General features: G+C 50.4%; 8 protein-coding genes and 2 tRNA genes. 6 read left to right on the forward strand and 4 right to left on the reverse strand.

The window, feature by feature from the left end:
* Window positions 1-49 precede the first annotated feature (49 nt).
* Together asd and rsgA are read right to left on the reverse strand one after the other, a co-directional pair.
* Window positions 50-1078 carry an archaetidylserine decarboxylase gene (gene asd / locus I2D83_RS02615; RefSeq protein ID WP_205947477.1) on the reverse strand — a complete coding sequence of 343 codons (1029 nt, stop codon included), beginning with the start codon at window positions 1076-1078 and terminating at the stop codon, window positions 50-52.
* 144 nt (window positions 1079-1222) lie between these two features.
* Window positions 1223-2272, reverse strand: a complete 1050-nt coding sequence (gene rsgA / locus I2D83_RS02620; protein WP_015841880.1) for a small ribosomal subunit biogenesis GTPase RsgA — start codon at window positions 2270-2272, stop codon at window positions 1223-1225.
* 183 nt (window positions 2273-2455) lie between these two features.
* Here rsgA and orn point away from each other — a divergent pair, with 183 nt between their 5' ends.
* From orn to I2D83_RS02650, 6 genes are all read left to right on the forward strand, one after another.
* Window positions 2456-2998, forward strand: coding sequence for an oligoribonuclease (gene orn / locus I2D83_RS02625; protein WP_015841879.1), 543 nt, complete (start codon window positions 2456-2458; stop codon window positions 2996-2998).
* A 232-nt stretch (window positions 2999-3230) separates the two neighbouring features.
* Window positions 3231-3306: transfer RNA gene (locus I2D83_RS02630), tRNA-Gly, on the forward strand.
* A 76-nt stretch (window positions 3307-3382) separates the two neighbouring features.
* Window positions 3383-3458 (forward strand) — tRNA-Gly (locus I2D83_RS02635).
* Between the two features lie 228 nt (window positions 3459-3686).
* A complete protein-coding gene (locus I2D83_RS02640) occupies window positions 3687-5495 on the forward strand; it encodes a tyrosine-type recombinase/integrase (protein ID WP_205947478.1) in 1809 nt (602 codons plus the stop codon).
* A gap of 157 nt (window positions 5496-5652) precedes the next feature.
* On the forward strand, window positions 5653-7902 hold the full coding sequence (locus tag I2D83_RS02645; RefSeq protein WP_205947479.1) for a KAP family P-loop NTPase fold protein: 2250 nt from the start codon (window positions 5653-5655) through the stop codon (window positions 7900-7902).
* A gap of 296 nt (window positions 7903-8198) precedes the next feature.
* Window positions 8199-8885 (forward strand): hypothetical protein, encoded by a 687-nt coding sequence (locus I2D83_RS02650; protein WP_205947480.1) that lies wholly within the window; start codon window positions 8199-8201, stop codon window positions 8883-8885.
* Between the two features lie 161 nt (window positions 8886-9046).
* On the opposite strand, the gene I2D83_RS02655 is transcribed toward I2D83_RS02650, so the two are convergent.
* Together I2D83_RS02655 and I2D83_RS02660 are read right to left on the reverse strand one after the other, a co-directional pair.
* Window positions 9047-12598, reverse strand: coding sequence for a DEAD/DEAH box helicase (locus I2D83_RS02655; RefSeq protein ID WP_205948127.1), 3552 nt, complete (start codon window positions 12596-12598; stop codon window positions 9047-9049).
* The gene (locus tag I2D83_RS02660) at window positions 12591-13361 is read right to left on the reverse strand and encodes a Hachiman antiphage defense system protein HamA (protein ID WP_205947481.1); all 771 of its coding nucleotides are present in this window, start codon (window positions 13359-13361) and stop codon (window positions 12591-12593) included. The genes I2D83_RS02655 and I2D83_RS02660 overlap by 8 nt, the downstream gene beginning before the upstream one ends.
* Window positions 13362-13408: the final 47 nt, after the last annotated feature.

Below are 13408 nucleotides of genomic sequence, written 5' to 3' on the forward strand. Positions count from 1 at the left end.
TACCTTATTACAAACAACACTTTTACAAGCGACTAAAGTCGGACGCTATTTACGGCGCGTCGGGTTTGTGACCCGTCTGGCCAGTTGCGTCAGACGCAGTATTTTGTTCCTCAGTCTGAACAGGTTCAGACGCTGCTGTGACAGGCGACGGTGCGGCGTCGTTGGCTGCCAGCTCGGTTCCTTCCGGGAAGACGACAGGCGTTGGATCATCCTGACGAACTTCGGCAAACGGTTCACCCATACGGGTCACACTCATGTTATTTAGGTGGGCGGCAAACTGGAGATTATTGCCTGCGGCAAACAGGTTAATCACGGTTGAGCCCAGCTTGAAGCGACCCATTTCCTCGCCTTTCGCCAGCACGACCGCACCTTCTTCACCCGCCTGCGGGTAAGTCCAGCGCTTGATGATGCCTTCACGCGGTGGCGTCACCACGCCTGACCACACGGTTTCGATGCTGCCGACAATGGTTGCACCGACCAGAATTTGTGCCAATGGGCCGAATTCCGTATCAAACAGACAAATGACGCGTTCGTTACGTGCAAACAGATTCGGCACGTTATCGGCCGTCAGCAGATTGACGGAGAACAGGTCGCCCGGCACGTAAATCATCTCGCGCAGCACGCCGTCGCACGGCATGTGGAGACGGTGATAATCGCGCGGTGAAAGGTAAATGGTGGCAAACAGGCCGTCGCGGAACAGATCGGCCATCATATAGTTGCCGGCCAGCAGCGCTTCCAGCGTGTAGTCGTGCTGCTTCGCCTGAATCAGCTTGCCATCGGTAATGGGACCAAATTGCGACAGCACGCCGTCAGCAGGTTGCACCAGACGGTGCGCATGAGGATCGACAGGCCGAACGCCTGGGCGCAGAGGGCGAACGAAAAATTCGTTAAACGTGCGATAGGATGCGGTATCCGACTGCTGCGCTTCCTGCATGTTGACGTTGTATTGGCGGACAAACAGATCGATCACCAGCTTGGTGAGTTTTCCCGCACGCTTATTTGCTCCCCAGCCCGCTAAGCGGGTCAGCCAGATCTTGGGAAGCCAATACTGTAGTTTGATTTTGATATTATCCAGCACTGTGAGCCTCTTGGATTAATAGTGCGCCATAAAACAAACAGTCTGGGAAACACGCCTGACGTTGCCAGCGGTAGCCCAGAAAGAGAGTCAGCGGATTCGTTAACTCTCAAAGGGGGCGCATTGTAACGATGGTCATGATAAATGTCAGTTATCTGTATCCGAAAAGCCTTTACGCGTTTTTACTTGCGCCATGCTTTCCAGAATCCGGTGATAGTTATCATAGCGCTCTACGGCAATCTCTCCGCGATCAAGTGCGGCGTTAATGGCGCAACCCGGATCGTTTTCATGTTTACAGTCGCGGAACTTACACGAGCCGATATATTGGCGTAGCTCGATGAAACCACGCGTCACCTGTTCGGGTTCCAGATGCCACAGGCCAAATTCACGCACGCCCGGAGAATCGATGACGTCGCCGCCGTGCGGGAAGTGGTAAAGCCGGGAAGCGGTGGTTGTGTGTTGCCCCAATCCTGAGTTATCGGAAACCTCATTTACCAGAATGCGTTCTTCATCCAGTGCGAGCAGCGCGTTAAGCAGGCTGGATTTCCCGACGCCTGATTGTCCAGCGAAAATACTGATACGGTCGGTGAGCGCCTGTTCCAGTTCAGGGATACCCTGTTGAGTATGGCTAGACACCATCAGTACGCGATAATTGAGCGCACGGTAGATATCCATCAATTTATCGACAAATTGGCGGGATTCGTCATCCAGCAGATCGATTTTGTTCAGCACGATCAGCGGTTCGATCTCCAGCGTTTCGCAAGCGACCAGATAGCGATCGATAATGTTCAGCGACAGTTCAGGCAAGATCGCGGAAACGATCACGATCTGATCGATATTCGCGGCGATCGGTTTAATACCATCGTAATAGTCAGGACGCGTCAGGACGGAATGACGGGGGTGAACGGCCTCCACGATCCCGCTGATGCCAGCGAGCGATTCATGGCCAGGGCGCCAGACGACGCGGTCGCCAGTAACCAGCGATGAAAGGGTCCGACGAATGTTGCAGCGGTGCACCACGCCATCGGTGGCTTCCACATCGGCGTGCATACCGAATCGGCTGATGATAATGCCTTCCTGTGCGTCGCCCAGTTGGCTATCTTCCCATTCGACTTTGCTTTCCGTTTTTTTCAGGCGGCGCTGGTGGTTTGCGCTAACCCGACGCTGCTGACCTTTCGACAGTTTCTTTTTGCTCACTGAGCCTCACTTAATACGATTTATCGTTTGCGGCAGTGCGTTATCGCCCGTCGCGTTTCAACCGACTATAATACACCCTATTTGATTTTAATTAACTGATACCACCTTGTCGGTATCAGCACTGGGATTGATACTGTTATCCTTGTATCGACGACAGGGCACAATGCAACAGGAACACCCACGATGGTAGATGAAAATAACCTGATCTGGATCGATCTCGAAATGACCGGTTTGAACCCGGAGCGCGATCGCATTATTGAGATCGCAACGCTGGTGACGGATGCCAATCTGAATGTTTTGGCTGAAGGACCGGTACTGGCGGTGCACCAGTCTGATAGCCAACTGGCGCTGATGGATGACTGGAATGTGCGCACACACGGCGCCAGCGGCCTGACAGATCGCGTTAAAGCGAGTACCACGGATGAACGTGCAGCCGAGCTGGAAACGCTGGCGTTTCTACAAAAATGGGTGCCAGCGGGTAAATCGCCAATCTGCGGCAACAGCATCGGTCAGGATCGCCGCTTCCTGTTCCGCTATATGCCGGAGCTGGAAGCTTACTTCCACTACCGCTACCTGGATGTCAGCACGCTCAAAGAGCTGGCGCGACGCTGGAAACCGGAAATCCTGACGGGCTTTAAGAAACAAGGTACGCATCAGGCGATGGACGACATTCGCGAATCACTGGCAGAGCTGGCTTATTACCGTGAGAATTTTCTGCGGCTGTAGATGAAGCAAGACGGGTAGGGCGTGATGTGCAGCGAACCTCTGCTATTTACGCCACAACGTCTGTTTTGTCGGCGCATGTCTATTTTATCAACATATTGTTTTTTTTATCAGCAGTCAGACGATTTTTCATTTTGGGGGGCTTGCGGTTAAACGGATTTCTCGTATAATGCGCACCCCATACCGATGAAGAATTTCTACTAAAGAACTTCAACATCGTATGAAGATTTCCCGGGCGGGAATAGCTCAGTTGGTAGAGCACGACCTTGCCAAGGTCGGGGTCGCGAGTTCGAGTCTCGTTTCCCGCTCCAAGTTTTATCACTGTTTGTCACCATACAGGCAGTGTGCAGTAATCAGACGTAACGCCTGTTAATGTCTGTCCGATATGCGGGAATAGCTCAGTTGGTAGAGCACGACCTTGCCAAGGTCGGGGTCGCGAGTTCGAGTCTCGTTTCCCGCTCCAATTTATGATCTGTAGACTGCTACTGAAGTCTGCAAGTCGTTGAAAATAGGACCTTCGGGTCCTTTTTTCGTTCCAGCGCAGTCCACTGGAATCCACCCACATCCGGGACTTTTTAGTCCATTTTTTAGTCCATAAAAAACGGGTGTGTGGGGTTCCGTATTGTTGCTGGGTCGGAGCGAGCCATGAGTCGAGGATCTAGCCTAACTCTTCAAGTTAGGAGCTGGAACTATGGCACTATCAGACATGGCGGTTCGCCAAGCCAAGGCAACAGGCAAGGCCTATACACTTGGCGACATCGATGGTCTCTCATTGGCTGTGACCGACATGGGCGGTCGGTCTTGGCACTTCCGCTATTCTTGGGCTGGTAAGCAAAAACGTATGTCCTTGGGGACTTACCCTGAGGTCGGTTTGCGTGAGGCGCGAACGCTGCGCGATCAGGCCCGAGCCTTGCTTGCCAAGGGCATCAATCCCAAGCTCGATCGTAAGCATAAACGGCAGTTCGTACGGCTTGCCGACGAGCACACATTCAAGGCTGTGTTTCTTCAATGGGTTGAGCATCGTAGGCTAGAGCTCAAAGAAGGGCGCAACAGTACCTTGTCGCAGATTCAGCGTATCTTTGAGCGCGATGTGCTGCCAAGCCTGAGTAAGCTATCTATTTACGACGTTCGTCGTGCCGACTTGCTGAATATACTCTCCAAAATTGAGCAACGCGAGGCGTTTACTACTGCCGAAAAAGTACGTTCCTGGCTCAATCAACTGTTCCGCTTTGCGCAAGTGAAAGTCGAAAGACTGGAGAGCAATCCGGCATCTGACTTGGATGTGGTAGCTGTTCCTGCTCCGCCTGTTGTTCACAATCCGTTCCTGCGTTTACCTGAGCTACCCGAACTTCTGCAGAAAGTGCGAGGCTATCGTGGGGCGATCACGACGCAACTCGGAATCCGCTTGTTGTTGCTGACGGGAGTGCGTACAGGCGAGCTACGGTTGGCGACTCTGGAGCAGTTCGATTTGGAACAAGGGCTGTGGATTATTCCTCCGGAAGTGGTCAAGCAGTTGCAAACCGATATGCGCAAGAAGGGCAAGCGGCCTCAGGACATTCCCTCCTACATCGTACCGCTGTCTATTCAGGCGATAGAGATCGTTCGCTACCTGCTCGAAGAGGTGAGGCCAGCGCAACGGTATCTTTTCTCGCATCGCAGTGATCTGAAAAAGCGTATCAGCGAGAACACATTGAACGGTGCCCTCAAGCGTATGGGTTATCAGGATTTGCTCACTGGTCACGGCATCCGTGGCACGATTTCCACGGCACTCAACGAAGTGGGCTACCCCAAAGTTTGGGTGGATGCCCAGCTTTCGCATTGCGATCCCAACCAGGTGAGCGCAGCTTACAACCATGCACTCTATGTCGAGCCTCGGCGCAAGATGATGCAGGATTGGGCGGACCGGTTGGACTTGCTGGAGCAGGGAGAAGTAGAAGCCGCCAGTCAGCATCTGACCATTCGCATTGATGGTGTGCCTGTTCTGGATGAAAGCAATGGGGCAGATGCAATGTCGAAAGATGTGTCACCCATTATCGGTGGTATTACGTCTCACCGCTTGTCTGCTGTGCCGGCACGCCCTGTGCCTGAACCTGTCGTTGACATCCCTGTTTCTGACCTGCAGCGTGAGCGGATGGAAATGCTCGCAGCTTATGAAGCACCGCACAACTTGCCTGTCGTTCAGTTTGCCAAGCTGGCAGGCAAGTCCAAGGATCAGATTAACCGAGAAATCAAAGCTGGCAAGTTATTGACAATCAGTCTTGGGAACCGTGGGCAGAGAGTGCCTGAGTGGCAACTGGTGCCGATGAAACTCAAACTGACGCAGATGATGATGAAGCATCTTTCGCGTGCTGAAGGATGGGATGTATATCGTTTGTTGAGCAACCCCCATCCTGAGCTGGATGGTTGTGCAGCAGTTGATATTATTAAGCCCACTAATATGAGCAGTGTTGTGCAGGTTTTGCTGTCATTACAAGCATTCGGAGCTGAGAGAAAAGTGTGACGAGACCTATGTCTGATAAATTTGGTGTTTCTCAGAAAAAACTATGCCTGATGATCTCAAAGAATGAGGGCGCGTCGAGCTTTTGGATGGGCTGGCGTTTGGCCTATTTTTTTAATTAAGCTTGTCGATATATTATAAATCCTAGGAGAAAAGAAGAATGATGAAGTGGATTCGCAAGTTTTTCAGGCACCGAAATTCGGCGGATACGTCACCTGTCAGTGAGGCCATTGCCGATACTGACGAAAATATTGAAGATGATGGTCACTACCTTTCTGATGAACCAATAATTTCTAAAGAGCAAGACCGTTTCGGCCGTGCTCTTTTTGCCAACAGGATCGCTGAGACAATTGCCAAAAGCCGAGACCCTTCCAGTCTCGTGATCGGCCTTTTTGGCCCTTGGGGAGATGGTAAAACTTCCGTATTGAAAATGATGGAGGAGTCGCTTGCTATACATGAGAGGGTAGTGACTATACGGTTCAATCCTTGGCATTTTCCGACCGAGGATGCACTTCTACGAGGATTCTTCGCTACATTGGCAGATGCGCTGGGCCAAGAGCCAGCTTTCAAAGAAAAAGCGGCGAAACTTCTGGAGTCATACGGAGGGATTCTATCGCTCGTTTCGGTCGCTCTGCCAGGCGTGGAAATTAATCCTGGTGAAGCGGCAAAGAGTATTGGTGAGTCACTATCTAAGGTATCTCTCGATCAACTAAAGGATCAAATTGATACCTTGCTAGGCCAGAGTGGAAAACGAATAGTCATTCTTATTGATGATATTGATCGGCTGGATAAAGATGAAACCAATGCCATTTTTAAGCTGGTAAAACTCTCGGCAAGTTTTAAGCACACCAGCTATGTGCTGGCTTTTGATGATGAAGTGGTTGCTGCAGCATTAGGTGAGCGATATGGCGCTGGAGGAAAAGAAGCAGGACGAGCGTTTCTTGAGAAAATTATTCAAGTGCCTTTGCACCTTCCTCCCGTTGATCGGGTAAGCCTGCGTCAGATCGCTTTTGAAGGCGTGCAATATGCCCTGAATCAAGCAGAGATAAGTCTAAATCAGCGCCAGGTTGATATGTTTTCACGCCATTTTGTGGATACTCTCGAGCCCAAATTAAAGACCCCAAGGATTGCAAAGCTTTACACGAATGCGCTGATGTTTGCGCTGCCTCTTGTAAAGAATGAAGTGAATATTTCCGAGTTCATGCTGATTGAAGGAATGCGGGTACTTTATCCAAAGCTATACGCTGCTATTCGCGACAATTCTGAGATATTCCTGAAAGGTGAATCTCGTGAATCTAGGAGGGGCCTTGAGCGACCATTTTCCCCTATTGATAAGCTGCTAGAAGATACTATGCCGATGTCGGACTTGGAGGAACGCAGGCGAATGCGAGAACTGCTGCTTAAGGCATTGTTTCCTCGAACTGGAACCTCCGTGTACGGTGATGCGTGGGAGGATGAATGGACTGGCGAGCAGCGTATCTGTTCTGCCCGATATTTTGCGCGCTACTTTGTTTATGGGGTGCCAGAGGGAGATATATCGGATAGCCAGCTTGGTGCTTTGACAGAGGCCCTTGCCTCAGCCGGCCCAGATGAGCAGCGTCGCCTTTTAAGTGTATATCCCATGCGGACTATGCCCCAGTTAGTCCAGGCATTGCGAGAGCGAGCGGACTCTATCGATGAAGATTATGCTTTGCCAGTTGCAGTTGCTATTGCAAGAAATGGCGATCTTCTTCCTCGTGAGCGAGGCATTAATGTGATTGGTGGCACAATGATGCAAGCTGGAATATTGATATCTCAGCTAATGAGGCGCATTCCTCTTGCAGGAAGGCAGGCTGCAGTTGAATTGGTAATTTCGGCTGCGTTCCCGCTAAAAATGGGAAGTGAGTGCATTCCATGGTTTGTACACTCGAAAGATATAAGTGAGGAGCACCGCGTGCTCCCAGACGAAGCAAATGACGTTATTTATAAATTGTTTGCTGATCGTATATATGCAGCAGACATTGGCGCGCCAATATTTGCGCAGGCCGGGAAGGATGCGCCTCAGCTTTATTGGTACTGGCAAAAAGGGCGAAATAAGGCGGAAATAGAAAGCCGATTATGTGCGATATTCGATGCAGAGTCTGCTCGGGTTGATGAATTCTTGGAGAACTATATCGGTGAGGGATGGATAGTGGATAGTGGTCTACCGGTTCGCGCAGACATGATGCGTGAGAATTATGAAGCTATCGCACTATTGATTTCGCCGGACTATATCGCAGCAAACTTGCGTTCGCGATATGGATCAGAGCTTGATGATCCTCAGTATCATTATAGCGGTGAATCAGCACTGATGACTGCTCATCAGTTTATGTTTATACACCAGCAGGCTTTAATCGAGCAGGGGTCTCAGTCGGACAATGATTTAGCCTAGGAATAGAAGGGGGCAGAGGGAGATGATCGTAACCTCTCCTCCCTTGAGGTATGCTTGCCATTTTTTAATCAGTTCGTTTCTTTGAAAATTTGTAGTGCCTGAAATCAGTAAAAGATAAATATCTATTTCGGAGTGCCCTATAAGAATATTTTTAATTAATAGTTGGTTCTATTATTTTTTGTGGAATTTTTTATTTCACAAGTTTGATTTTTTAATCTTGTCATAATTGTCTTTTTATGTGAAAACCAAGTTTGCCTGTTAGGTTGGCCACTACATAAGAACGGTTGGGGAATCCTATGCGAACTGAATTAAGGGATGACGAATTTTCGGAAATCTATGCGGAATTTACGGCGCTTTTGCCTGAAAAGCCTTGGATTAAACGCGTTTCTAATCTACAGCATCAGATCAATGAAATGCCGATCATACAGCCCCTTCTGTGGAAGAAGAATATTTTGGCATACGGCTTAGCAGCTTTTGATTCTCATGGAAAATCTTCTGACCATGAAGTATGGGGCGCTATCAAACAGGCAATGATATTTGCCTCGCAGATAGTAAAAATTTGTAGAGAAAGCTCTCCTGAAAATGCTCGGAATTTGTGTAGACGGGTGTCGCATGCGCTTAATAAGCCAGATGGTGCACGTGGCCTGCGATTCGAACTGATGGTTGCGACTCACCTCAGCAGAAAAGGCTGTGGTATTACCTGGATGGAAGAACATAGTGGCGAAGAAACCTTTGACATCCTTGCAACGATTTCGGGTGTGGCATCAGTTGAGATTGAGTGCAAAAGTTTATCGGTTGATAAAGGCGAGTCATTAACAGAGGAGGAGTTTTACGATTTAATTAATTGCCTTATGCCTCTGATTGAGCCAAAGCTTCCTGAATTGGAGCGCTATCTCTACGGTATTTCTTTCACTTTAAATGAAAAAATTCCCGTGGCGGCGTCAGAGCGAGCACAACTCGTTTCTAAATTAGTAGAGGGGTAATACCCCCAATAAAGCGGTGAGATCAGAAGTAGAATTTTCTCATTGAGGAGTTCTACGACATGAAGAAGTCACGATTCACAGATAGCCAGATTCTGGACGCGATCAAACGCGTGGCGCAAGGACGGCAGGGCCAGCTCAGCGCCATCGTCATGGATGCATGGTCAGCCCTCTCTTGGGGCCGCAATATCGTCAGGCCCCAGGTAGTCCACTTCTATGTTCGATTGGTTTCCCACTGTAACCCGCATCAGCCCCTTCCTTTTTGTATTGATCGCACCTGTAATGCTGGCAAGTGGCCTGCCGTCTTCTGCGAGCAGATAATTGACCCCATCCAACTGATAGAAATGAAGTGGTGTTAGCGGTTGAGGTATTGCGCCAATCCATTTTACTGTACCAGTATACCGACGAAGGCTCCATGTCTGATCGTCAGCAGGGTTTGTTACTCGTGTAAAATCAATCCACATCCTGTGAGTTTCTGGAGTCGGCCAGTCTGGAAGCTCGCCCCAAGCAACGATAAGGTCGGATCTTAACCACTCACGAAGTCCCCGGCCTGAAATGAAATCGGCGTCGGAGTCCTTTACAGCCTTAATTGCAGCAAGCCTTGAGTTGAATCCAGCCTGAATCAGCAGTGACGCCGCTCGGTTCAGCGTGCCAGTTTCAACTGCCGCAACCGCCGGACCAAGTTCAAAAGCATCCAACGTCAATCCTTCGTCATCCACGATGTCGCCATTCGCGATGGCTCGCACCCGGATAGCTTCCATCGCCCAGGGAAGGCGATAGGTAAGGCCATTCTCCACAAACTGCAAAATTTCCGTCTTCACGACGTCGGCGATTGCAGTAGTAGGTTTGCCGGATAGCCAAGCATGCAGTATCGCCTGCCAGTCATCGGGAAGGGGGTCTGGTGTAAAAGGATAAAAAGTAAAGACCCGACTTGCTAAGGCCGTAAGGGCGGCTATCGCCCCTTCTTCATCACTCCGCATGATGGCGGCGTTAGCCTCAATTAAGAGACGGTTCGCCTCCGGCGCGATGGAATCGAGTTGCTGGCCGGTTTTCAGTCCTACCCCCGAGAGAAAGTAACCCCGACGGGCGGCTGGCGTTGAGTTTTGCCAAATATGATGACTGCGAGATAACAGCCCGGATTTGATCAACCCGCGAATGTTATCACCCGGGTAACGTTGAAGGCTTCTTTGCCACAACGAGGAATGCAAAATGTCATCAAGAGTGTCTTCAATCTGATCGTCTGGAACATCACTCTCGCCAATCAGGCTGAGGATAGCCGTATCCAAGGTGGCGATTTGCTTTTCCCAGAGAGTAAAGGCTCTCTCCCTTTCATTAGCGTTTTCCCCGGTTTTGATAGGGAATGTCCACGCTCTCGCGTTGTTCAGAACATAGTCAGTGAGCGTGTCAATATCACCACTTACTTGCAGGCTCATTCGTGTCAGTAAGGAAATAACAAGCTGGACCAAGCCGCTTTGCATCTCTCTGGCACCGGTGTCCTTGGTCAGCTTATTCCAGTTTCCTAGGCGTTTACCGACCTCGTCAAAGATGGGGTAAATAACCAGCCCTTCTACGTCAACATAGGCACGTCCAGCACGGCCGATAACATTTCTGAATTCGGAAACATTGATGAGTTCACCATTCCTGTGCAGCGAATGCATTACTATCACCGTGGCAGAAAGATTGAGTCCCTGCGCAAGCGTAGGTGAAGAAACAGTCACTTTCAGCACGCCATCGCGGAGCAGGCGCTCGATTTCTTTTCGATAAGCTGTAGGCAGCGCGCCATGATGGAGCGCCACCCCCAGACGAAGGCAGGTGAGTATTGGGCTCTGAGCGCCAAGCCACTCTTCTCCAAGCGCAATAGCCCGATCAAGTACATCCGCTTCCCCTTCGAACAAAGAGCGCAGTAATCCCCGTTGGTTAAGATCAACTATTGTGTCAGCAAAGGGTTCCACGCTTTTGCGAAGCGGGCAATAAATCAGCACGGTCTGTCCATCCTCGACAAGTCGCCACGCTGTTGCTAAACAGAGTTCATTAGACGTACCGGGGAAGAGTTTTTTACGCTGTTTCCTTCCCCTCAGTTTAACCACAGGCGGTTCGGCAGAGACTAGGAATCGTGAAACCCATGGCCGTTCTTCCCCTACGCTAAGGTTGAGTCTGGCGGCTGCACCAGCCCAAATTACCTCTCCAAAACGCAGGCTGGTGGGCCGCCAGTCGTTCCTGACGACGCCGCCAGGTTTGTCACGCCGTAGCCAGTTGGCAAAATCATCAAGCTGATTGCCATCAGGCAGAATGGCCGATAGACAAACGATTCTGCGTTCATTAGCATCGGAGCGGCGTAACAGTCGCTGGATCTGGACCTCGTAACGGACCTCGCGCTCATCGGCCCCGATCATGTGTCCCTCATCAAAAATGAATAGCCCAACATCATTGATTAGACCCGGATCATTGCGCAGTGCAAAATCAAGCTTTTCAGGTGTAGCCACCACGATATCGCGCAGGCGAATGGCGTCCTCATCCATTCCACTGACGCCGATGCTGCCATAGAGCGCAGAGATCGTCTTTCCAAGGGGATTGAACGTTCTGGATAGCGTGGCTTCTGTCTGTGCGGAAAGCGCGCGAAGTGGAGTAATAAAAACAACCCGTTTTCCTCCCGCCAGACAACGGAGTATGCATAGCTCAGCTATTCGCGTTTTACCTGCGCTGGTGGGCAGGGAGACCACTAAGTCATCCGCATCGTTTACTGCACGCACCGCAGCTTCTCTCTGTGATGGCCAGAGGTCGACTTCCGCACGGGGACGTTGATGGAGTAATGCGATGAACAACTCACGAAGTTCGGGCCATGCTTCAGCTTCATTGCCAGCCGTGTCGAGTGGCAGCAGTTCATGGAACGTATCAGACCAGAGGTCTGACAGCAGATGGATGGTAATAAAAATGACCCACCATTGAGGAAGCATATTAAAGCGCGAGCAGACTGCCAAGCCTGACTGTAGCTGCTCGATAGCCCTGGTCAGGTAGAGGCGATCACCTCTTTCGATAGCAAGAATATAGAGGGACATCGCGGTCATATAGGTATCGGTCAACGCAGTATCCAGCCCCTCAAACAAAGCGTTGTATTCTGCTTCAGCGAGATTATTCTCTCTATCGTCTTCAGCCCCTCCTTCGACCTGCGGGTCAACATTTGCACGCATGTCATCAATAATTCGCTCCTCACTCCCCTCCCCACGCACTCGATAGCTGAGAACGCTGGATCGCAGGGTATGAAAATCTCGCCGGATGAGCTTCGTTAGGACGTGTTCGATAGGGGAGAAATTGTCATTATCGCCAACCATCGCGAGTAATGAATAAGCGCGGGCAGAGAGGTGGGCCAAGTGATAGCTGGCGGCAGCCATGACAAAGTGAAAATTATTGTCATAACTTTCCCGAGCACCTTTCGCAATTACTGATTCAAGAGCGGTCGCCGCATACTCAAATGCCAGTCGCGAGTAGTAGGCATCTCCGTTCAGATTCCGAAGACCAAGCCCAAGGCTAATCAATGAGTAAGCATAACCTTGAAGGTCTTCACTGAGCTGAGGAGTAAATTCTGGCGCATCCTCAGGTAACTTACCATCACGCCAGATCATAGCCCGGGCTTGGCCCCGAGCAAGAAGTCGGCCACGAAATCCGGTAGCAGTTGCGGCACGGATGGCTTCAATGATTTCTTCTGACGTTTCAAGCATGGCGAATGACCGTTTCAAAAATTTGTTCAATAAAATCACCATGCCGGACAACCATAACGGTGACGCCCATCTGCTCAATGTTTCCCTGATATGCGTGCATGGATGTTTTCAGTAAACCGTCGGAGGCATTGCCTGACAGCAAAAAGATTAAATGCCGGACGTGCCCAGGCAATATTCCTTGAGATAACGATGCCCTAAGAATGGCCCGCCCCAGTTCTGGTTGACCAGTTTCAAGCAGGCGCGTTGCTATAAACGAAAGAGCATGAGGGGTGGGCAACCCCTGCTCTTTATTTAAGTTATTCCGGGCTTCCGTAACCGTGCTGGCGCTCATGTTGACACGACTTTTGGCTTCCGTTTTTAGGAAAAACAAAGTCTGTGAATCCGGGGAAGCATAGATGCCAATTACATCTTCCCCGCGCATGGCCAGATTTCGGTGGTCTTTCCAGCGCAACCGATTGAGAGGCACGATGTATCCGTTGCTCCGCTCATTAATCCATTCGGTAGCCAGAATTTCGCCAATATCACCCGACCGGGTTTGCTTCGAGATAGGGAGATACTCTTTGATATAATTGGCCACACCGGGTTTGCCGAGAACCTCGAAGGCAACTGCGATGTTTTCAGGAGAGGCATAGTGATGAGGGACAACTTCAGCTGTCGCCCTAACACCATTGTCGAAATCGGTGGATCTTACCGTAAGTGTCTGAAGAAAGTGCTGTCCTACATTGCTGTCAATTGAATCACACCAATCATTGAAATTCGCCATGCTATTCCCTTACCTAACGGTAGCTACGGTGAGCAGTCGCACCGATC

Source organism: Pectobacterium aroidearum, from assembly GCF_015689195.1.
GTDB classification, from domain to species: domain Bacteria; phylum Pseudomonadota; class Gammaproteobacteria; order Enterobacterales; family Enterobacteriaceae; genus Pectobacterium; species Pectobacterium aroidearum.

Bases quoted from the DNA above. Each gene is read 5' to 3' on its own strand.
- orn (WP_015841879.1), top strand. From the start codon at position 2,456: ATGGTAGATGAAAATAACCTGATCTGGATCGATCTCGAAATGACCGGT.
- I2D83_RS02640 (WP_205947478.1), top strand. From the start codon at position 3,687: ATGGCACTATCAGACATGGCGGTTCGCCAAGCCAAGGCAACAGGCAAG.
- I2D83_RS02645 (WP_205947479.1), top strand. From the start codon at position 5,653: ATGATGAAGTGGATTCGCAAGTTTTTCAGGCACCGAAATTCGGCGGAT.
- I2D83_RS02650 (WP_205947480.1), top strand. From the start codon at position 8,199: ATGCGAACTGAATTAAGGGATGACGAATTTTCGGAAATCTATGCGGAA.
- I2D83_RS02655 (WP_205948127.1), bottom strand. From the start codon at position 12,598: ATGCTTGAAACGTCAGAAGAAATCATTGAAGCCATCCGTGCCGCAACT.
- I2D83_RS02660 (WP_205947481.1), bottom strand. From the start codon at position 13,361: ATGGCGAATTTCAATGATTGGTGTGATTCAATTGACAGCAATGTAGGA.